The organism is Streptomyces sp. NPDC030165, assembly GCF_055573595.1.
The window spans coordinates 199,837-220,440 of sequence record NZ_JBVIBD010000017.1 but is presented as its reverse complement, the minus strand read 5'-3'; the positions used below and the strand labels follow the sequence as shown (position 1 = coordinate 220,440).

The window sequence follows — 20,604 nt, the reverse complement described above, 5'->3', positions numbered from 1 at the left end:
GCCCCACTCGACGGTGACACCGGCCCCGCTGACGGGCACCGGCGGAACCGCGGGCAACTGGGGGGTACGGCCCGCGTCGTCGGCCGTTGTCCAGGCCGGGCGCGAACGGAGCAGGGGGCGGCCCCACACGAAGCCGCGCATCATGCTCTCGCCTCCTCGGCGACCCGGTTGGGCGTAGGGATGGGAAGTGTGCAGGTGACAGCCTTGCCGTCGCCGGTGATCTCCACGTCCAGGTGGCCGTTGTACTGGCTGGCGAAGTGGTGTACGAGGGCCAGGCCGCGTCCACTCACGTCGTCGTCGTAGGCCACGACTTCCCGGGGCGGCGTCGGGGACGGGTCCAGCACCCGAACCTTCCACGACCACGGAGACGAGGGGAACTCCACGTAGACCGGCTGGTCGTCGCTGGCACCGTGCGTCAGGGCGTTGGTGACCAACTCCGAGGTGACCAGCTCCGCCGCGTCCCCATAGTCGCTCTCGTACGGGCAGACTTCTTCGGCACAGACCCGGCTCCATGCCCTGATTTCACCGAGGGTCAGCCCGCCGCCCTCCCCGGGCGCCGACTTCACTCGTAGGGCCAGGGTAGGGGTGGAAGGCTGCTGTTCTCTGTGGGCGCTGGTCATCTGCTGGTCTCCAGAAGTCTGACGCGTGTCAGCCACGGCAGCGAGTGGGGTGAAGGAGCAATGTGTGGCGGCTGCCGCGAAACGGCCGTCGTCACTGGCGGAGAGCTATCTCGGGAACCGAGAGCTGCAAGAGTCGTCAGGCCCTGGCTGTCCGGCAACTGGGGCGACTCATGGAACCGTGACTTGGCTGCCGCAAATCAGGGTTTTCACGCTCAACTCCTGGAGAAATAAGGGATAGTTGACACACGGCATTCGATCATCTACCAGGCTGTCCGAAGGCTCGGCGTGGAGGAGGGCAGATGGCAGGTCACTCGGCATCTCACGGACCGTCCTGCGCCAAGCGGCAGAGAGCACTGGCGGCACAGCAAGCCTGGACAGCACGGCAGACGGCTCTGGCCATCTACGAATGCTGCGGCGTCACCAAGCTTCGGGCGCATCGCCTGGCCCGCGGCCTGACCCTTCGCGGGGCCGCTGAGCGACTCCAAGAGCGAGCGGACACGATTGGGCGTGCGCCGCGCCCGGATGACGAACAGTTGCGGTTGTGGGAACTCGGCAGTCACAAGCCGCGGCCGGGGGCCGTGGAACTGCTCTGCTGGCTCTACGAGTGCGCCCCGGAGGACATCGATCTGGCACACGGGCAGGAGACGCACCTGCCCGCGAAGACCCGCCCCGCACCGCTCGCCGTTTCGGGAACCACGGAGCCGGCCGAGTTCGCGTTGGGGCAGCGGGCTGCGCTGTTTCTGGACGGCATTGAGATGGTGCGGCGGCAGGTCGACCGGTCGCTGGCCACGTCGAGCGTCAGCACTGACCAACTCGACATGCTGGACGATCGCATCCTGTGGGCGCGACAGCAGTACGTTTACACGCCGCCCGTACCGATGCTCCAAGTCCTCTCGCAGCACCTGCAAGAGGTCAAAGACCTGGCCACCGACCGGCAGCCAGCAATGGTGCAGGCACGTCTGTCGGGGATGACGGCGTTGTTGTCCACACTCGTTGCCGACGCGCTGATGAAGCTGGGGAACCTGTCCCACGCTCGCGCCTGGTACGACACGGCACGCAATGCCGCCGACGACAGCGGCGACATCGAGCTGAGGGCCCGCGTCCGGGCGCAGGCCGCGATGCTCCCGTACTACTACGGACCGCTCACGGCGGCAACCCGCTTGGCTCACGAGGCGAAACTCATCTGCCGGGGGCGGCCGACTGCCACCGGCAGCTTCGCCGCAGCCGCGGAGGCCCGAGCGCGGGCTCAGCAGGGAGACCGGGCCGGCGCCCAGGCCGCGATCCATTACGCCCAGGACATGTTCGCGCAGTGCACCCCGGGCGAGGAGACCGACGCCTTCGCCTTCCCCGAGCGACGCTTCCTGCTCTACCTGAGTGGCGCATACACAGCTCTGGGGCAGACCACGCAAGCCCGCCGTATCCAGGCCCAGGCGATAGCGCTCTACCCGGCCCGCACCGGAATCGATCCCTCGCTGCTGAGCCTGGAGGCTGCGATCTGCCTGGCTCAGGACCGAAGCCCCAGCGAGGCGTGCGACCTGGCGGGAGCCACCTACCTGAAAGTGCCGTCAGCTCACCGGACTCAAATCCTTGAACAGCGAGCCCGGCAGGTGATCGGGGTGCTCCCACCTGGGGTAAGGCGCGGTCGGGCGGTCCGGCAGCTCGAAGAGATCCTGGCGCTCCCCCCTGGGCAAGGATGACATTCGGGTGGTCGGTCAGTCAGCCTGTCCCCATGACAGCACCGACACCGGTCCACGGCGGCTTCGACTCGTCCGAGATGCACCACGTCCTGGATCACGCGTGTGCATCAGTAGGGCTCGACAGCACCAACGCCCGCCTGCTCCGAGGCCACACCAACGCGGTCATACTGCTGGACACCTCACCCGTCGTCGTCAAGATTGCCCGCCGGGGTTCCCGGATAGGCGATGTTCAGCGCACCGTCCGGTTCGTGCGGTGGCTGATGGACCGCGGGTTCCCGACGGTCCCCCTGCACGCTTCCGGAGTGGACCAGCCCATCGTCGTTGACGGTCACGCTGTGACGTTCTGGTCCTACCTGCCGCAACCCGAACGGCCGGTCACGGCTGCACAGCTCGCAGATCCGTTGCGAGAATTGCACACCCTCCCACTGCCGGACTTCCAGCTCGCCGCCCATGACAACGTCCGCGCTATCCGGACATCCATCAGGTCCACCACCTCGCTGCCAGCCTCCACTCTGCGCTTCCTCAGCGACCGAGCTGACCGATTGGAAGCCGACCTGGACAAGGTCGAGTTCTTCCTGCCCGAGGCGGTCATCCAGGGCGACCCGCAACACCGCAACGCTCTGCACAACGGCAATGCTCCGGTGTTGTGCGACTGGGACACCGTTGCTGTCGGGCAGCCGGAGTGGGACCTGGTGACCATTGAGGTTCACTGCCGGCGTTTCGGTTACACCGCCGACCACTACCTAGAATTCACCGACGGCTACGGCTGCGATGTGCGGCAGTGGCCCGGCTACTCCACGCTGCGCGACCTGCGGGAACTGCGCATGGTCACCACCAATGCCCGGAAGACTGCCCACGCTCCGGGGAGCCTGGCGGAGGTCGAGAGGCGGGTGGAGGGACTGCGACACGACGACACCGAACTGCTCTGGCGGATCTTGTGACTGCCACGGTTCTACGGTGTGCGCCCTGCCAGCATCAGAGCCAGTGGCCCGGCCAGTAAGAGAAAGCGCCCTTCGGCTGCGGCGGTGAGGGCGCGTCGGCCATCGGCCACCAGCTCAGCTTGAAGTCCTCCTCGGACGGAGTCAGTTCCTGCGGGCCCAGGGTGAGGTCGCGTGCCGCGTACAGGTGGACGCGGGCGGGAGAGGCCAAGGTGATGGCGTAGGAGCCGAGGGGGCGCCAGGTACGGGCAGTGACGCCGGCCTCTTCCCGCAGCTCGCGGTGGGCGCACTCCTCGGGGCTCTCACCGTCCTTGCGGCGGCCGCCGGGCAGGAAGAGGTATTCCCCGCCGTGCAGGGGAAAGTAGGCGCTCAGCAGCGCAACGCGGCCCGCCGCGTTCTGGGCGGCGACTACGGAAGCATCGCGGGTCGGCGCGCCGGCTGTGAGATTCATGGCAGGCCGGGAGGACTGGCCTGCTGGGCGGTGGCGTGGTGCAGGTGGATGGCTTCGACGCACCACGGCGGGACGCGCAGACGCGGCAGCACTCGGGGTTGGAACCAGGCGAGCATGATGCCTTCGGTCACGGGGGTGCTGGCGGCGTCGCCGTCCCAGGAGGCGGCGAAGACCTCGATGTCGGCTCGGCCGTTGCCCTGTTGCACCGTGGCCAGGGGGCGCAGGTCGGGGAGGGTCAGACCGGCTTCTTCACGGAGTTCGCGGGTGATGGCTTCGTACGGGGTCTCACCGGTCTCCAGCTGGCCGCCGAGGAAGCTCCAGTGGCCAGGCCAGCAGATGCCGTCGATGTTGTCGCGCAGGTGCAGCAGGTAGGCGCCGTCGCTGTTGCGAATCGCTGCCGCCACACCCATGGGCACTCCTTGGCTCGCCGGTGGGTCCACGGTAGACGCCTGGGGCGTGGACGGACCGGCAATTCGGCTGCCACGCCCCAGGTGTCGCAGTGTTACGCCGTGACGGCGGCGTGCTCGCGGCCGCGCCGGGTGCGGCGGTGCAGGACCTGTGCCAGGGTGGTGCGCCAGCCGTCGGGATCGATGTAGACCATGGCGATCAGCGAAGCAAGGACGGCGCCGCCGAGGTCGTTCATCACTCCGTCCCAGGAGTGCTGCTTGCAGTCGCAGGTGGTGAGCCCCTTGAGGCCGTGCAGCTGGTGCATGGCCTCGCCGCCTTCCTCGCCCACCTTGCCGACCTGGAGGGCCTTCAGCTCCTCGGCGGGCAGGTCGCTGCCTGCTTCCCGGCACACCGCCGCCAGGTGTTCGATGATGTCGAGGTCGAGGACGTCCAGGAGCTGGTGCGTGGTCATGGTGCTCCTCCTTCTACGGGTAGGCCGGGCGGCCGCCCGGTACCCGGCGATCTACTGGGGTGTGCCCACCGCGGGGCGGCCGAGCTGGTGCACGCGCCATCCGGCGGCCGTCCAACGGTGGGGGTCGAGGGTGGTGCGCAGGTCGACGATCAGGGGCTGGGCGAGCAGGTCGCGCAGCGCCGCGGGGTCGGCGTCGCGGTAGTGGGGCCATTCGGTCGCCAGGACGACCGCCTCGGCGCCCTTGACGGAGGCGGCGAGATCGTCGGTGTACTCCAGCTCGGGGTGGCGGGCCAGGGCGGTGGGGACGGCGTGCGGGTCATGCACGGTGATGCGGGCGCCGCGGTCCTGGAGCAGCCGGGCGACGGCCAGGGCGGGCGATTCGCGGACATCGTTGGTGCCGGGCTTGAAGGCGGCCCCCCACACGGTGATGTCGCGGCCGGCCAGCGTTCCGCCGAGGGCCTGGGAGATCAGGTCGAGGGCCGCGGTGGGGCGGCGCTCGTTGATGATCTCGGCGGCGCGCAGGAGGTCGGCGGCGGTGTCGGCTCCGAGCTGGCGGGCCGCGGCGGTGAAGGCGCGGATGTCCTTGGGCAGGCAGCCGCCACCGTAGCCGATGCCGGGGCTCATGCCGCCGGAGCCGATGCGCGGGTCCATGCCGATGGTGGCGGCTACGGTGGCCACATCCGCGCCGGAGGCGGCGCACATGTCCGCGACGGCGTTGATGAAGGAGATCTTCAGGCCGAGAAAGGAGTTGGCCGCCCCCTTGATCATTTCGGCGGTGGGCGGGTCACACACCACCAGCGGGGCGTCGATGGGCGCGTACAGTTCGCGGACGATGTCCTCGGCGCGGTGGGAGGGGACGCCGGCGACGATCCGGTCGGGGCGCAGAGTGTCGGCGACCGCGTGGCCTTCGCGCAGGAACTCCGGGTTCCACACCACCTCGACGTCGCGTCCGGCGGGTGCGTGCCGGGCCAGCAGGTCGGCGAGCTTGGCGGTGGTGCCGGGGGTGACGGTCGACTTGCCGATGATGACCGTGGGCCGGGTCAGGTGCGGGGTCAGGGCGCGGGCGGCACCGAAGACCTGGCCCATGTCGTAGCCGCGGCCGTCCGCGTCGATCGGCGTACCGACGGCGAGGAAGTGCACGTCGGCGGCCTCGGCTGCCTCGGCGAGGCTGGTGGTGAAGCGCAGCCGCCCGGAGGCGGTGTGCCGCTTCAGCAGCTCGGGCAGCTCGTCCTCGTAGATGGGGGCCACGCCCCGGTTGAGAGTGTCGATCTTCGCCTGGTCGGTGTCCACGCCGATCACCTCGTGGCCGATCTCTGCCATGCCTGCGGCGTGCGGGATGCCCAGGTGGCCGCAGCCGATGACGGATACGCGCATGGTTCGGTGTGCTCCTTCGAAAGTCCGCCCGGCACCGGTGCGGGCCAGGCCGGTCAACGGGGCTCGCACGCTAGCGCCGTTGACCGGCCGGGCGGACATCCCGCAGGTCGCGCCCTTGACGTGACGTCAGGCCGCGGCCTTCTCCAGCAGGTACTGGGCGAGGGCGGGCAGGGCCTGGCCGGCCGGTGCGGTGCACACCAGGTCGCCGTCCTGCGGGCCCTCCAGCGGGTAGGGGTGGAAGACCCCGTCGTGCCAGAAGCCCTCCGGATCGCAGTGGATCACCTTCATGCCGCGCTCGCGGGCGCGGGCGGCGACCTGGCGGCGGTCCGCATGCAGGCCGACCACCAGCAGCGCCCTGGCGCCGTCCACCAGCTCCACGTCGGGAACGGTCTGGTCGTAGCGGCGCATGAAGCACTCGCGCAGCCCGACGCGGGCGGGCAGCACATCGAAGTTGTTCGTGATCACCGGGCCCACCATGAGGCCCGCGTCGTGCAGCTCCTTGAGCGCGTACAGCGCCGGGGTGGGGCGGGCCAGGAAGCACGCGCGGTACAGCTCCACGCACTCCTCGGCCTTCTCCTCCGGCGCAGTGAGGAATTCGCGCAGCAGCGGATCGTCCTGCGGGCGCAGCACGAAGTCCCGGGCGCCGGGGGCGTCGTCCTCACGGGTGGTGACCCGGTAAATCTCGTGCAGCCGGTGCAGCGCGGGGATGCCGGCCTCCCAGCTCGTGCCGCAGCCGATCTCGACCTGGAAGGGCAGGTAGTCGGCGAGCGAGGCCAGATCCGGGATGCGCTGGAACGTGCCGGGGGCCGCCTTCTGGCGGACGCCGCTGGCCAGGACGTCCCAGGGGCGGCGGCGGGTCGCCGGGGGCGGGATGTACCCGGACGAGATGATCTGTACGTCCAGGCAGGCGTACCCGTGCGGCAAGGTGCGGCCGGCGCGGGCGTCTTCGGGATGCGGGCCGGAGTGCAGGGTCGGGGTGACGCGCAGGTCACCGCGCGCCCACGCGCCGCCGGCGGGCTTCCAGCCGCCGTCGCGCAGGGCGGCGCGGACCGCCTCCCAGTGCGCACCGATCTCCTCGGCCGGGGCGGCGGCGTGGTGGTACACGTACAGCTGCCGCAGCGCCAGGGCCGGGGCGCCAGTGGTGGCGGCGAGCCCGTACCGGTAGCGGTAGTGCACCATGCGGCGCCGCGCGTCGCCGGGCCGCCAGCCGGACTGCGCGGCCGTGGCCGGCTCCTGGGTGCGCCGCCAGATGCCCTCCTCGATGTCCCGGGGCCGGTCGGCGCCGGACGTGCCGAAGTAGGCGTGCCAGTCGCGTTCCTGCTGCGGGGTGAGCTGATCGACCACGATGAACGGAAGTTCCATGGGGGGCCTCTCGCTGTGATCCGTACGCCGGGCTCCGGGGCTGCGGCTCCGGGGCATCCTCACCACGGCACCACAGCCGCCGGGCCGCGCGAAGCCGGTGAAGCGCGGCGGACAGCGGCTGACGCCGCGGCGCCGCCCCGGCGTACCGGCCGGCGAAAGACCGGCGAATTCGTGCTCATCGTTCCTGCGGGGCGTCATGCTGCGTACGCTCGGAAGGTTCGGTGGTAACACGGCGGAAGGGCCCGCGATGGGACAGGCCGGGAAACGGCCCAACGTGCTCTTGAGCCACTTCATGGAACGGGCCCAGCTCTCCAACGCCCAGCTTGCCCAGGCGGTGACCACGGGGGCGCGGGCCGCAGGGCATCGGGACATCAATCCGGACGAGAGCCGGGTCCGGCGATGGCGCGGCGGGGAGTGCCCGCGACCACCCGTGCCGCAGATCATCGCCCAGGTGCTCGGCGCCCGGCTGGCGCTTCCCCTCACCCCGGCAGACGTGGGCCTGCCAGGAGCGCTCCAGCCGCCGAGTTACGGCGCTGACCTGCCATGGCAGTCCGCCGCCACCATCGCCGCCATCGCCCACCTGACCCGGAGTGACCTCCTGATGCTGCCGCACACCCGCACCAGCGACGACGCCGCCCAGATCCAGGCCGCTGACGCCCTCCTGGAACCGCTGCGGCGCTGGCCGTCCGCCAAACCCGCCATCCTCCTGGACGCGGCCCGCGGCGGCACGCTGGGCACCGCACAGGTCGAATCGATCGAAGCGCTGACCGCCGCCTTCCGGGACGCGGACAACCGGCACGGCGGCGTGCTCTCCCGCCGGGCGGTCGTGGCCCAGATGAGCGAGATCAACGACCTGCTCGCCACCGCCTCCTACACCGAAGCCACCGGACGCCGCCTCTTCCGTGCCGTCGCTGACCTGGGCAGCGTCGCCGGCTGGATGAGTTTCGACGCCGGAGCACACGTCAGCGCACAGCGCCTGTTCGTCACCGCGCTGCACGCCGCCAGCGAAGGAGGAGACCGGCAACTGGGCGCGCACATCCTCCAGTGCATGGCCCGGCAGATGTCCCACCTGGGGCACGTTGAGGACGCCCTCGAACTCATCGCCCTCGCTCAGTACGGGGCGCGCCGGCACGCCAGCCCCGGCACCCGCGCGGTCCTCGCCGCCCTCCACGCCCGCTTCAGCGCCATGTGCGGCGACCTGGAAGAGAGCCAGCGCGCGGCCCAGGAAGCTGAGGACGCCTTCACCCGCATCCGCCCGGACGACGAGCCGCCGCACACCGCCTTCTTCGACGAGGCGGAACTGTCCGCCACCCTCGGCGTCGCCCACCAGATCGCCGCCAAGCAGACCTCCGGCCGCCAGCGCACCCACCGCGCCGAACAGTCCCTCGTCCTGCTGACCAACGCCCTGCGGCTGCGGCCCGACGGCCGCGTACGCTCCCGCGCGTTCGACCACATCGGCCTCGCCCGCACCCACCTGGCCGTCGGAGAACTGGCCGGAGCCTGCCAGGAGGCCACCACCGCCCTCACCATCGCCGAGGGCCTGCACAGCACCCGCATCGCCGACCGGCTCAGCGAACTCCACGAAGAAACCGAGCCCTACGCCAGCAGCGACATCAGCGCCCTGCGCGAACGCCTGGAAGAGGCGGTCACTCCCGCGCGCTGAACGGGACGAGGGGGCGGCCCCGGGCGCGGGCGCCGCCCCCTTGGCGCCGGCGTGGCGAGGCACCGTGCACCCTGTGCGGTCCGGCGCGTCTTCGCTACCGTCGGCAGTGGCACTGGAGCCCCAAGCCGCTCAGGTGATCGTAGCCACCGAACTGCTCCCGTCCGCCTCCCGCGGCGACCACCCTCAACTCGTACCGCCGTTGCGGGAGGTCATCAAGAAGATCAGCGAACCACTCTAGGCAAGGCAGCGTTGCGAACCCCGCTGTCTGCCCGGGGGCACCACCATCACGGTGCCTCGAGTTGCTCAGCCATGGAGGCGGCCGCGTCGTAGGCGGGGCTGCCTTCCAGCGTGCCGCGGCGCTGGTTGTACCGCTGTGTCGTGCGCGGGTCCTTGTGGTCGGCCCAGTGCTGGATCTTCTCCGGGCGGGCGCCGGGCCGGTCGTATGCGTGGGTGATCGTGGAGTGCTTCAGGGAGTGAGGGCCGATCTTCTTCTGCGGCAGACCGGCCCGCTTCGCGGTGGCCCGGATCGCACGCCACTGCGACGCCTGGTCGAGCCGCTGGCCGGTGCTGGTGCAGAAGATGAAGCACTTCGTGCGGCCCCGATGAGGGCCTGGAGGGCGTGCCAGACGAAGGGGGGCACCGCCTTGGCGACCCAGGTGCCGCCCCCTTGATCTGTACCTCCAGGATGTGGTGGCCCTTGTCGTAGCCCAGCTTCTCGATCCGCGCGCCGAGCGCGGCGTCGATGCGCAGGCACAGGTGGTACAGGACCAGGATCAGGACGTACAGCCGGAACGCCGTACGGCGGCACGGATGCTCGTGCCGGGCGGCGCGCGCGAGCGTGACGTACTGGGCTTCGGTCAGCCCCTCGGTGCGGGTGAACAACGGGTCCATGGCCGGGTACAGCACCCCGTCGAAGGGACTGCTGTCCAACGCCTCCCTGGGCAGGACCCGGGTCTGCAGCACGAACTTGAAGAACGAGGAGTTGGCGGAGAGCACGTAATGCCGGGTAGCAGCGTCGCGAGGACGGCCTTCCGGCAGGCGCCGTCCGTCGCGCCAGACGAGGGTGGGCAGCGTCTTGAGGTGGCTGGCGATGGTGTCGGCAGCCAGGAACGTGAGGGTGAACGGGTGCACGCCGCGCTCCCGCAGGTAGCCCTCCAGGAGCTTGAAGTTCTGGGCGTACGTCTTGCGGGTGCCGTCCGAGCCCTGGTGAGCGATCCAGGCCGCGGCGAGGGCGGGCAGCGCATCGCGCTCGCCGTAGAGGTCGGCCAGGTAGGTGTACAGGCGCCGGGCGTGCGGCGGCCAGTCGTCACGTGCGTCGCCGGTCAGCCTGGCAAGGCTCGCGCGGGCGGAACGCTCCGCGCCGTTCGTCGCGAGGGTCAGCGCGTACGCCTCGGGGCCTTCGGTGGGGGCGAGTGTCACCGCGTGGCATCTGCGGGGGCGAAGGATGCGACCCAGGCGTCGACCCCCGGTCCTGCTGCACTGTGTTCATGGTGGGGACGCCGGGGCAGATGCCGACCTCGGAGGTCGTCCAGGCGCGATGGGCTCGGTGCGGCTCCGTCCGGCCGCACGGCGTTGACTCGCTTCCTGGCTTTCGGGACTGCTGCACGAAAACCCCTCGTGTCGGCCGGCGCTGGACGGTAAGTCCGGGCAGGATGGCGTGAGGCTACAGGAAAATCGCAATTCTTCATGTATGACTGGCTCCGGCCAGCGGGTTCTTCCGGGTGGAGAACTACGCTACCCAATCGAGAAGTTGTCGCAGGACGGCGAAGAGCAACTTTAGCCCCCGGGCTTGATGTGGCACCCTGATGCGTAAGTTTGAGCTTGTGTTTCATACCTCCGGTCTGCTCGCCGTGGCCTTCCCTCCGCTCGTGCCGCGTGCGCCCGGCGTCGCCGCCGTCATCGGCGAGGTGATGGTGACCTGCACTTCGCCAACCGCACTGCTTACGCCTCGGTAATCTTGGTCTGGGAAGGCTGGGGCATCAATTCCGGGTGCGACGCGGCCTGCTGCACGTCTACAGCCTCTTCACCCTTATCACCGCTGCGCGCGTGAAGCCGGAGCTCGCTGACGTTTTCGACTTCACGGTGGACTGAGCTGCCGAAATGATTGTGGCTGCCGAACCGCTCCAGTCCGCTTCTCGCGGGGACCATCAGGAACACGTACCTCTTCCCCTTCCGGCGTCCCGTTCGACGGAGCCCGTCGTACGTCGAGCCAAGATCACCGGTGCCCCCCGGTCCGTGGTCTCCCGCGGCACCGACGACAAGATTGGTAAGGCTGGTGAGACCCGAGGGCTTGCAGAGGCCCGCAAGTCAGCTTCGATGCGCCACGGCGACGGAGAGCTGGCTCCACCTCGGGGAGACGCCGCCGCGGAGTTCCGCGTCGGCTGTGCGGTGACGGTCGGCGACGGCATGACGGCTGGGGCGCCGGTATTCGGCTTTCGTGCTTCCCGGTTGCATCGCGCGTGCCAGTAGCCAGCCCATTCGCCTACGGCAGACGAGCAAAAAAGAACCACAAAAGACTGGAACTCCTTCCGGGGCTATGTGAACGTACAACACCCCCGGGAAGACAGGGCTCGCCGGCAGCTCACCGGGCGACATGTGAGGAGTCTGTTCTGTCGACTCGTGCTCTCCGGTCTGTTCGGATGACTGCCTCCGCTGTGGGGCAGCTCGCTGGTCGAGTGTCCGAGGCGGTATGGGGCGATTGAACATGCGCCGGATAGCGGCAGACGAGGACGTGTATCAGGGTGGGGGAGCGCAACATAGCCGACGATGCCCGGTTAGCCAAACCGGCGATCGTCGCGACCATTGAGGAGTCCGCAGCGGACCGATTTGATGGTGGAACAGCGGGCGCGGTGGGACAGGGCTGCGCGCATCTGGCTGCGGAGGCTGCGCCCTGACGGAAGTGCGGGGTGAGGCGTGAGGCGTGTATGTCTCGTGTTCGGCTCCGGATTGGTCCGCCAACCTGCACAGTTGTGTCTTTTCGATGGCATCTTGGAGTGAAGGAATACTTGTGGCTCGTCCCCCTGCGCTGAAACTTGCCGAGGTCCTGGCCGAAATTCGTATGAGCCCGTCGGCGTTCTACCGCCTGCGTGCTCGCGGCCATGCCCCGCGCATGATCAAGCTGCCGAATGGTGAGCTTCGCTGCCGCCGCGTCGACCTGGATGCCTGGTGGCGCGAATGTGAGAAGGAAACCCCGCATTGGCGATGAGTTACCACGTCCGCTTTTGGGATATCCGGGAGCGGCCGGACCGGCGGAAGCCGTTCGAGGTCCGCTGGACGGTCGGCGGGCGCGAGCGGTCCGAATCGTTCATGACCAAGGGGCTTGCCGAGAGCCGGCGGGCCAAGTTGATGACGGCGGCGCGCGACGGCGAACCGTTCGACGTGCGGCTGGGTTTGCCGGCCTCGGAGATCCGTGCGCTGAAGCAGCGGACCACGTGGTACTCCCTGGCCCGCGAGTACATCGACCAGCGATGGGACCGGACACCGGGTAATACGCGCCGCACGCTGGCTGACGCCTTGGCCACCATCACCCCTGCCTTGGTGGAAGGGGGTGACGCTTACCGGGAGCCGCGGGTGCTGCGACGGGCTCTGTATTCCTGGGCGTTCAACAAGAACGCCTGGGGCACGGAGCCACGTGAGGAGTGGCGGTCGGCGCTTAACTGGCTGCAGCGGTACACCCTGCCGGTCAGTGAGCTGGAGGACCCGGACGTCCTGCGGCGCGGTCTGGACGCGTTGTGCAGCAAGCTCGACGGAAATCCGGCCGCCGCGAAGACAGTGAAGCGCAAGAAGGCGGCGATCAACGAGGTGTTCGGTGTCGCGGTCGAGCGCGGCTACTTCGCTCACAACCCGCTCGCGGGCCTGCGGTGGGTGGCACCGGCCGTCGCCGACGAAGTGGATCCCGACTGCGTGCCCAATCCGGCGCAGGTGGCCAGGCTGCTGACAGCGGTTGCTGCACAGCCGGGGCGGGGTCCTCATCTGTACGCATTCTTCGGTTGCATGTACTACGCCGCCATGCGGCCGGCCGAGGTGATCCACCTCAGAGAATCGCAGTGCCGCCTCCCGGCGACCGGCTGGGGACTGCTCAACCTCAAAGGCGGCGTCGTCACGGCGGGCAAGGAGTGGACGAACGACGGAAGTTCCTACGAGGTCCACTCCCTGAAGCGACGTGCGGCCAAGGCCACGCGGCCGGTCCCGATACCGCCGTCGTTCGTCGCCGTACTGCGCGGACACATCGAACGCTTCGGTGTGGCGCCCGACGGCCGTCTCTTTCGCAACCAGGCGGGCAACTACGTCGACGTCTCTGCCTACAACGTGACGTGGCGACGTGCGCGCGAAACCGCACTCACCCTCGGCGAGCAGGCGCAGGAGCTGGCCTGGCGTCCCTACGATCTTCGCCACGCGGGGGTTTCGTTCTGGTTGGCGTCCGGTGTTGATCCCGCCGAGTGCGCCCGCCGGGCCGGGCAGAGCATCCAGGTGCTGTTCCGCTACTACGCCAAGTTCCTCGCGGATGCTCGTGATCATGCCAACCACCTGATTGAGGAATCGATGCGCCGGTGGGACAGCAGCACGGAGGGCGCAGCAGGGGGCTGAACGGGAATCTGGCCCGCGTATGGCCCGGAACGGCTGGTCAGGACGGGTGTATGGGTGGGGCATAGTGGGAGGAGGGGGATATTTGGCCGCTTCCCCTGGGGGAGCGTCGCGAAGGGCGCCTGGTCTGTATAAGTGCAGGTCAGGCGCCCTTTTCGTGCGTCTAGAAGAACCCCAGTTTCTTCGGCGAATACGACACCAACAGATTCTTCGTCTGCTGATAGTGATCCAGCACCATCTTGTGCGTCTCGCGGCCGATGCCGGACTGTTTGTAGCCGCCGAAGGCGGCGTGGGCCGGGTAGGAGTGGTAGCAGTTGGTCCAGACGCGGCCGGCCTGGATGGTGCGGCCGGCGCGGTAGGCGGTGTTGGTGTCGCGGGTCCAGACGCCGGCGCCGAGGCCGTAGAGGGTGTCGTTGGCGAGGGTCATCGCGTGGTCGAAGTCTGTGAAGGGGGCGACGGCGACGACCGGGCCGAAGATCTCCTCCTGGAAGACGCGCATGTCGTTGGTGCCTTCGAAGATGGTGGGGCGGACGTAGTAGCCGCCTTCGAGTTCGCCGCCCAGTTCGGCGCGGGTGCCGCCGGTGAGGATGCGGGCGCCTTCCTTCTGGCCGATGTCGAGGTAGGACAGGATCTTTTCGAGCTGGTCGTTGGAGGCCTGGGCGCCGACCATCGTGTCGGTGTCCAGGGGGTGGCCCTGGACGATTTGTTCGGTGCGGGCCACGGCGGCGGCCAGGAAGTCCTGGTAGTGGCCCTGCTGGAGGAGGGCACGGGAGGGACAGGTGCAGACTTCGCCCTGGTTGAGGGCGAACATGGTGAAGCCTTCGAGGGCCTTGTCGTAGAAGTCGTCGTCGGCGGCGGAGACGTCGTCGAAGAAGAGGTTGGGGCTTTTGCCGCCGAGTTCGAGGGTGACCGGCTTCAGGTTCTCGGAGGCGTACTGCATGATCAGGCGGCCGGTCGTGGTCTCGCCGGTGAAGGAGATCTTCGCGACGCGCGGGCTGGAGGCGAGGGGCTTGCCGGCTTCCGCGCCGAAGCCGTTGACGATGTTGACGACGCCGGGCGGCAGGAGGTCGGCGACCAGGCTCATCCAGTAGTGGATGGAGGCGGGGGTCTGTTCGGCGGGCTTGAGGACGGCGGTGTTGCCGGCGGCGAGGGCGGGGGCCAGTTTCCAGGCGGCCATGACGAGGGGGAAGTTCCACGGGATGATCTGCGCGACGACGCCGAGCGGTTCGTGGAAGTGGTAGGCGACGGTGTCGTCGTCGAGTTGGGAGAGGGTGCCCTCCTGGGCGCGGATGGCGCCGGCGAAGTAGCGGAAGTGGTCGATGGCCAGGGGGAGGTCGGCGGCCAGGGACTCCCGGACGGGCTTGCCGTTCTCCCATGTCTCGGCGACCGCGAGGGACTGGAGGTTGTCCTCCATGCGGTCGGCGATCCGGTTGAGGATCTGGGCGCGTTCGGCGGGGGAGGTGCGGCTCCAGGCGGGCGCGGCGGCGTGGGCGGCGTCGAGGGCGCGTTCGACGTCCTCGGCCGTGCCGCGGGCGATCTCGGTGAACGGCTGCCCGGTGATGGGGGTCGGGTTCTCGAAGTACTGCCCCTTCACGGGCGGTACGTATTCGCCGCCGATCCAGTGGTCGTAGCGAGGCCGGTAGGACATCACGGCGTCGGTGGCGCCTGGGCTGGCGAAACGGGCCATGGGGGCCTCCCAATCGTTCTCGGGTCGCGCCTCCGCTCCCACGGCGGGGCGCCGGTGCGCAGGCTAGGGGCGGGAACGTTGCGGGGAGGTTGCGGGCGTGGGCGGGCGGCTGCGGAGGGAGGAGCGTTCGCAGGTGTGCGGCCCTCGGGGGCGGGTGTGAAGTGCGTAGGCCGTGCGGAGCCGGGCCGCGGTGGAGGGCGCTTCCGCGTCTTCGGGGTGGGTGGTGGCTTCCAGCGCCTCCCAGACCTGCAGGTCGTGTTCGCCCCAGGGGGCGTCGGCCCACAGGCGCAACGTTTCCGGGTCGTGGTGGGTGAGGACGGACCGGCGTAGCCGCTCTTCGAGGAGGGAGCGCAGGCGGCGTACGCCGGGAGCTTCGGAGAGGGGGAGGAGCGGGCCGCGGTAGCCGCGGAGGGCGGCGGCCAGGTCGCCGGACGCCAGGTCAGTCTCGACTGCGGCCAGGTCTGTTTCGACGGTTCGGGTGAGGCGGTACGGGCGTGAGCCGAGCAGCGGGCCCACGACATGGCGGAGTCGGGACATCTCCGCGCGGAGGGTCACCGGCCGGACGTCGCGTTCGCCGTACAGGAGCGTGGCCAGTTGGTCGCCGGTCAGGCCTTCCGGGTGCCGGGCCAGCAGCAGGACGATCTCGCTGTGCCGGCGGCCGAGCCGCAGCGTGCGGCCGTCCGTGACCAGGAGGGCTTCGTCCCGGGCGAGGACGGACAGATGTACGGCGGGTGCCGGGTGTTTCGTGTACGAGGCGAGGTGGGCTTCGGCGGCGCGGGCGGTGGCCTGGACGAGGGCCAGGCTGTGCGGGCTGGCGAGGTGGTCGCCGCCGGTGATGTCCACGGCTCCCAGCAGCCGTCCCGTCCGCAGGTCGTGCAGGGGCGCCGCAGCGCAGGTCCACTGCTGTACGCGCTTGTTGTAGTGCTCGGTCGCGAAGATCTGTACGGCGTGGTCGGCGGCCAGCGCGGTGCCGGGGGCGTTCGTACCGGCGTGCCGTTCGTCCCAGCGGGCGCCGGGGACGAAGTTCATGCGCTCGGCGTGGCGGCGGACGCCCGGATGGCCTTCGACCCACAGCATGCGGCCCTGCGGGTCGCAGACGGCCAGGACGTGGGCGCCGTCCTGGGCGATGGTGCCCAGCAGGTCGCGGAAGACCGGCATGGCGCGGGCCAGCGGGTGTCCGTCCCGGTAGGCGCGCAGGTCGGACTCGTCGAGGTCGATCGGTGCCGGCCCGTCGAGTGTCGCCCGCGCGGACGCCGACCGGCGCCAGGAGTCGGCCACCACCCGGCGCACGGGGTGCGCGACCGGCCCGCCCGCCAGGAACGCCTCGTGGGCGCGCCGCACTGTGCGGGTGCGCTCCTCAGGGTCGGTTCCCGCCTCCATCGCCAGCCAAGGGTTGACCACGCGTCACCTCTCCGATGCGGCTCCTGCCCCCGTCCGTACGCCGATGGTGCTCGTACGGGGCGGGGCAGTAAAGCCCGGGACGGGGCGGCAGGCCCGGGATGAGGTGGGGGCGGGGCGTCGATGTCCGTTCGGTCAGGGTGGGCGGAGGCGTCCATGCCCGTACGGTCAGGTGTGGGCTGCCCGCCGTTCCGACACCAGGTCCGCGGTGGCCCGCCAGTGCCCTTTCGGGAGGCCCACCAGCTGGTACAGGCGGCGGACGGGGGAGCGGCGCGGCAGGAGGATCGCGCCTGCCACGGGGGCGAAGGCAGCGAGGCCGACGGGGTAGCCGAGGAAGCGGACCAGCGTGCTCGCGAGGACGGCACCGGCCAGCGGCAGCCCGTACAGGCCCGCTCCCGCGATGGCCACGGCGAGGACGGGCGGGACCTTCCGGTCCTGCGCGCCCCCCGGCAGGAGCCAGCCTTCGGCCAGCCAGCCGATCTCGGCCAGCAGCATCGTGCCGATGACGGCGGCGCCGAGGACCAGGAGGGTGAGGAAGGTGCCGGAGGTCAGGAAGCGCAGGACGTTGTTGACGACGCTGTCCTCGGGCCAGGCGCGCAGCGCGGCGCTGTCGGTGGTGAGGAAGCGGCGGTAGCCCTGGCCGTCCCAGCCGTGTACGAGGGTGCCGAAGAGCAGGAAGTAGCCGCCGACGCAGTTCAGGTACGCCCAGTAGCCCGCGCCGACCAGACACAGGGCCTGCGCGAGCAGGAAGCCGAGGAGGGTGGCGGTCACGACGCCGCCCGCGTACAGGAGGGGGAAGCCGGCCCAGACGCCGCGGTGGCCGTCGGCGATGTGCATCGTCGACCAGGACGGGTTCTGCCACATCAGGAACAGTCCGGTCGGCACCAGCAGCACCGCGGCGTACAGGAGCGTCAGGCACAGATACGGGTTCGCGGCGCGGCTGACGAGGCGCGGGGCGAGGAGTCCGGGCAGCCCGGTACGGTCGGCGGCGCGGCGTTCGAGGAAGTGCAGCTGCCGGGCGGCGGAGAGCGCGAACGTCGCGCCGATGGCGTACGCCCAGAACAGCGCGGCCGGCAGCCCGATCATGCCGTCCCCGCTTCCGCTCCCGCTCCCGTTTCCGTTCCTGCTCCCGCTTCCGCTCCCGCTTCCGTGCCTGCTCCCGCTTTCGCTCCCGTCCCCGTTCCCGCGCCGGCGTTCAGCGTCAGCCCGTCCGCGACGATCAGGTCGGAGGTGACCAGGGCCTGCTCGGCGTCCACGTCGGTCATGAAGACGAACGGTGGTACGACGGGCGGCACCGGGAGGGTGTCGGGGGTGAAGGTCAGGCAGATCAGTCCCTCCAGGCAGCCGCTGAACTTGGTGAGATAGAGGGTCACGTTGCCGCTCAGGTCCAAGTTGCGTGCACCCAGCCTGAGTTGTGGGCCGTCGGCGTCGCGGGTGGTGAGCCGGTAGTCCGTGAGCGAGGCGGCCTTCATGCGGAGAACCATCGCCCTGACCGGCCCGTTGACGGTCTGCACCTCGGTGACGCCGGCCAGTGTGAAGCCCTTCGGCGCGAACATCGTGGTGGTCACGGTCGGTGGGGTGGGCGCCGCGGGGACACCGGCCGCGTGCGCGGGCTCGGCGGGCGTGCCGATGACCGCGATCAGGACGATCGGCAGCGCGACGGCCAGCGCTTTGCTCCGGCCGCCGTCGCCCTCGCCGGACCTGCCTTCACCGGACGCGCCCTCGTCGGACGTACCTGGGCCGGATGTCCGTCCGTCTCCCCGCGAGCCGGTTTCTTCGGCCGCTTCGGATTCCCCGGCCTCGTCCGCCTCCCGTACCGGCGTCCACCCGAACCCCATCGCGCTGCCCGCGATGCCCAGCCCCATCCCCACCAGGAACCCGCCCAGGTTGGTCGCCGCGAAGGACAGCACGGACAGGATCAGCGCGTGCAGGCTCACGTAGTGGTGCGCGGCCGGGCGCAGCCACAGGAACAGCCCGGCCACGATCAGCGCCAGCCCGATGCCGATCGCGGCCAGCCCGCCCAGGCCGAGGCTGATCAGTACGGTCAGCGGCGACAGCGGTACGAGCAGCAGCTCCGTGCCGCCCAGGATCAGCAGCAGCCCGGCCCAGAACGGCCGGGTCCGCCGCCAGCCGCGGAACGCCGCCCGCCGCTCGGGCCAGGGGAGCCTGGCGGCCGGGCGCCGGGTGGTCAGAAGCACTTCTTGCCGCCCAGGCTCACGTCCAGCCGCAGCCCCTTGAGGCGGAAGTTGCCGCCGGTGGCCGACCAGGCGTGCGACCTGACCCCGGCGACCTCGATGTTCCCGGCCTGGAGCCCGAACTTGCCCTTCTCGCCCTGGACGCCGGGCACCTCGTCGAGGGTGGAGGCGTCCCGCCCGATCTGCGCCGTACCGAACCGCGCGTCGCCCACCAGGTCCTCGCCGTCGATGACGAGGTTGTCGGCGGTGACCTGCCCGGCGTCGCCGCCCGCGGTCAGCTTGAACACGACGGTGCCCAGTGGCGTCTTGACCTCGGCTGCCTGGCAGATGTCGCTCAGTACGGCCTTGCCGAGGCCGAGCAGTGCGACGGGGTGCCCCTTGCCGCCCACGTCGCGGTCGGTGTGCACGTACGAGGCCAGCCCCTGGCTGGTCAGCTTGCCCGAGGCGACCTGGAAGCTGGTGCCCGACACGGCGAACGACGCGGCGAGCGCGCCCTCGGCCATCACCGAGGCCATCGCGCCGACCGCGAGCACCGCGGGGATCGCCGTCACCGCGGTCTTCTTCCAGGAGGTGCGTCCCTGCGGCAACGGCCGCTTCTTCTTGCTCACTGCTTCCTCCCCGGGGCAGCGATGGACCGGCTGCCGGCGCAGCCGTGGACACGTGCGAGCGCGCGAGGGAAGTGCCTGGTGGAGCTGCCACAGGACGAAGCCGCAGGTGGCGTACGTCTGCCATACTGCGGAAAATCCGCGGCAGTTGGAGACTAGGGCTCGATTTGAATAATAGTCAACAGCGCGGACCCGGAGCCCCACGGGTCGCCCGCGCCACCGAGCGTTCGCAGGCCCGCCGTGCCGAACTGATCGCCACCGGAAGGCGGCTGTTCGCCGACACCTCCTACGACGCCCTGTCCATGGATGACATCGCCCGCCAGGCCGGTGTCGCCAAAGGCCTGATCTACTACTACTTCAAGAACAAGCGCGGCTACTACCTCGCGATCATCGAGGACGCCGTCGCCGAACTGGTCCGGCGCGCCGCGAGCACCCACGACCTGCCGCCCGTGGAGCGCGTCCAGCACACGATCGACGGCTATCTGCGCTACGCCCAGCACCACCAGGCGGCCTACCGGACCATCGTCACAGGCGGCGTCGGGTTCGACGCGCAAGTGCTCGCGATCCGGGCGGAGGTCCGCGAACGGCTGCTCGGCACCATCGCGCACGCCGCCTGGGGGCGCGAGGAGATACCCGCGCTCGCCCGTACGGCACTGGTCGGCTGGCTCTCCAGCGTCGAGGGCGTCACTCTCGAATGGATCGCGCGACAGGAACTGGACCGGGAGACGGTCGGCTCGCTGCTCGTCCGGGGGCTGGGGGACACCCTGCGGCTGATCGAGGAGTACGAGCCCGCCTGCCCCGCCCCCTCCCGGCCGCCCGTCCCCTGACACGCGCGAGAGCCCGGGCCCGTCCCGACGGGCGCGGGTCCCGAAGACGCGCCGCAGGGCGGGAGGTCATGGCCTCCCGCCCTGCCGATGTCTGTACGGGCAGGGCTGCGTGATGGCCTTGCTCCTGTGACAGCTCCGAGGATGCGCCTTCTGGCCTGGGGAAACTACGTCGTCTCTCGATCAGCGGTATTCCGTCCGGAGGGACGCGCTGTGCCGGTGTGCTCCGCGCGGGATGAGCCGGGGCGGGCTCACTGAGGGGCCGCCGGGGCCGTCCGTCTGCCCGGCAGGCCAATCCTCGTGCAGAACTGTTGTTTTACGGTGCACGCTGTGCCTGACTGTTTGAC

The 20,604-nt window shown here is 70.1% G+C and carries 19 protein-coding genes; 6 read left to right on the top strand and 13 right to left on the bottom strand.

Annotation, left to right across the window (positions count from 1 at the left end; genetic code table 11):
• Positions 1–140: 140 nt before the first annotated feature.
• Positions 141–566 carry an ATP-binding protein gene (locus ACZ4Z1_RS29210; protein WP_468489628.1) on the bottom strand — a complete coding sequence of 142 codons (426 nt, stop codon included), beginning with the start codon at positions 564–566 and terminating at the stop codon, positions 141–143.
• Between the two features lie 353 nt (positions 567–919).
• Here ACZ4Z1_RS29210 and ACZ4Z1_RS29205 point away from each other — a divergent pair, with 353 nt between their 5' ends.
• The gene (locus ACZ4Z1_RS29205) at positions 920–2,317 is read left to right on the top strand and encodes an XRE family transcriptional regulator (RefSeq protein WP_468489627.1); all 1,398 of its coding nucleotides are present in this window, start codon (positions 920–922) and stop codon (positions 2,315–2,317) included.
• Between the two features lie 32 nt (positions 2,318–2,349).
• A complete protein-coding gene (locus ACZ4Z1_RS29200; RefSeq protein WP_468489626.1) occupies positions 2,350–3,258 on the top strand; it encodes a phosphotransferase family protein in 909 nt (302 codons plus the stop codon).
• Between the two features lie 34 nt (positions 3,259–3,292).
• Here ACZ4Z1_RS29200 and ACZ4Z1_RS29195 read toward each other — a convergent pair whose 3' ends face one another.
• From ACZ4Z1_RS29195 to ACZ4Z1_RS29175, 5 genes are all read right to left on the bottom strand, one after another.
• Positions 3,293–3,706 carry an NUDIX hydrolase gene (locus ACZ4Z1_RS29195; RefSeq protein ID WP_468489625.1) on the bottom strand — a complete coding sequence of 138 codons (414 nt, stop codon included), beginning with the start codon at positions 3,704–3,706 and terminating at the stop codon, positions 3,293–3,295.
• Positions 3,703–4,116, bottom strand: a complete 414-nt coding sequence (locus ACZ4Z1_RS29190) for an NUDIX domain-containing protein (RefSeq protein ID WP_468489624.1) — start codon at positions 4,114–4,116, stop codon at positions 3,703–3,705. The genes ACZ4Z1_RS29195 and ACZ4Z1_RS29190 overlap by 4 nt, the downstream gene beginning before the upstream one ends.
• A gap of 92 nt (positions 4,117–4,208) precedes the next feature.
• Positions 4,209–4,565, bottom strand: a complete 357-nt coding sequence (locus tag ACZ4Z1_RS29185; RefSeq protein ID WP_468489623.1) for a nucleoside triphosphate pyrophosphohydrolase family protein — start codon at positions 4,563–4,565, stop codon at positions 4,209–4,211.
• A 51-nt stretch (positions 4,566–4,616) separates the two neighbouring features.
• A complete protein-coding gene (locus ACZ4Z1_RS29180; protein WP_468489622.1) occupies positions 4,617–5,939 on the bottom strand; it encodes a UDP-glucose dehydrogenase family protein in 1,323 nt (440 codons plus the stop codon).
• A 126-nt stretch (positions 5,940–6,065) separates the two neighbouring features.
• Positions 6,066–7,301, bottom strand: coding sequence for an SIR2 family protein (locus ACZ4Z1_RS29175; RefSeq protein WP_468489621.1), 1,236 nt, complete (start codon positions 7,299–7,301; stop codon positions 6,066–6,068).
• A gap of 274 nt (positions 7,302–7,575) precedes the next feature.
• Between ACZ4Z1_RS29175 and ACZ4Z1_RS29170 the strand changes: the two genes are divergently transcribed.
• Positions 7,576–8,964 carry a transcriptional regulator gene (locus ACZ4Z1_RS29170; RefSeq protein ID WP_468489620.1) on the top strand — a complete coding sequence of 463 codons (1,389 nt, stop codon included), beginning with the start codon at positions 7,576–7,578 and terminating at the stop codon, positions 8,962–8,964.
• A 284-nt stretch (positions 8,965–9,248) separates the two neighbouring features.
• Here ACZ4Z1_RS29170 and ACZ4Z1_RS29165 read toward each other — a convergent pair whose 3' ends face one another.
• Together ACZ4Z1_RS29165 and ACZ4Z1_RS29160 are read right to left on the bottom strand one after the other, a co-directional pair.
• Entirely contained in the window at positions 9,249–9,545 is a 297-nt protein-coding gene (locus ACZ4Z1_RS29165) for a tyrosine-type recombinase/integrase (RefSeq protein WP_468489646.1), read from the bottom strand.
• A 1,360-nt stretch (positions 9,546–10,905) separates the two neighbouring features.
• Positions 10,906–11,121 carry a hypothetical protein gene (locus ACZ4Z1_RS29160; RefSeq protein WP_468489619.1) on the bottom strand — a complete coding sequence of 72 codons (216 nt, stop codon included), beginning with the start codon at positions 11,119–11,121 and terminating at the stop codon, positions 10,906–10,908.
• Between the two features lie 850 nt (positions 11,122–11,971).
• On the opposite strand from ACZ4Z1_RS29160, the gene ACZ4Z1_RS29155 reads away from it, so the two are divergent.
• Positions 11,972–12,169: a helix-turn-helix transcriptional regulator gene (locus tag ACZ4Z1_RS29155; RefSeq protein WP_468489618.1), complete on the top strand. Its 198-nt coding sequence runs from the start codon at positions 11,972–11,974 to the stop codon at positions 12,167–12,169.
• On the top strand, positions 12,160–13,551 hold the full coding sequence (locus ACZ4Z1_RS29150; RefSeq protein ID WP_468489617.1) for a tyrosine-type recombinase/integrase: 1,392 nt from the start codon (positions 12,160–12,162) through the stop codon (positions 13,549–13,551). Before ACZ4Z1_RS29155 ends, ACZ4Z1_RS29150 begins: the two co-directional genes overlap by 10 nt.
• A gap of 160 nt (positions 13,552–13,711) precedes the next feature.
• On the opposite strand, the gene exaC is transcribed toward ACZ4Z1_RS29150, so the two are convergent.
• The 5 genes from exaC to ACZ4Z1_RS29125 form a co-directional block, all read right to left on the bottom strand.
• On the bottom strand, positions 13,712–15,235 hold the full coding sequence (gene exaC / locus ACZ4Z1_RS29145) for an acetaldehyde dehydrogenase ExaC (protein WP_468489616.1): 1,524 nt from the start codon (positions 15,233–15,235) through the stop codon (positions 13,712–13,714).
• A 63-nt stretch (positions 15,236–15,298) separates the two neighbouring features.
• Positions 15,299–16,636, bottom strand: a complete 1,338-nt coding sequence (locus ACZ4Z1_RS29140; RefSeq protein WP_468489615.1) for a GAF domain-containing protein — start codon at positions 16,634–16,636, stop codon at positions 15,299–15,301.
• Positions 16,637–16,801: 165 nt separating this feature from the next.
• The gene (locus ACZ4Z1_RS29135) at positions 16,802–17,719 is read right to left on the bottom strand and encodes a hypothetical protein (RefSeq protein WP_468489614.1); all 918 of its coding nucleotides are present in this window, start codon (positions 17,717–17,719) and stop codon (positions 16,802–16,804) included.
• Positions 17,716–18,831 carry a DUF6114 domain-containing protein gene (locus ACZ4Z1_RS29130; protein ID WP_468489613.1) on the bottom strand — a complete coding sequence of 372 codons (1,116 nt, stop codon included), beginning with the start codon at positions 18,829–18,831 and terminating at the stop codon, positions 17,716–17,718. Before ACZ4Z1_RS29130 ends, ACZ4Z1_RS29135 begins: the two co-directional genes overlap by 4 nt.
• Positions 18,822–19,436 (bottom strand): DUF6230 family protein, encoded by a 615-nt coding sequence (locus tag ACZ4Z1_RS29125; protein WP_468489612.1) that lies wholly within the window; start codon positions 19,434–19,436, stop codon positions 18,822–18,824. The genes ACZ4Z1_RS29130 and ACZ4Z1_RS29125 overlap by 10 nt, the downstream gene beginning before the upstream one ends.
• 164 nt (positions 19,437–19,600) lie before the next feature.
• Here ACZ4Z1_RS29125 and ACZ4Z1_RS29120 point away from each other — a divergent pair, with 164 nt between their 5' ends.
• Positions 19,601–20,260: a TetR/AcrR family transcriptional regulator gene (locus tag ACZ4Z1_RS29120; protein ID WP_468489611.1), complete on the top strand. Its 660-nt coding sequence runs from the start codon at positions 19,601–19,603 to the stop codon at positions 20,258–20,260.
• The last annotated feature ends 344 nt before the right edge of the window (positions 20,261–20,604 follow it).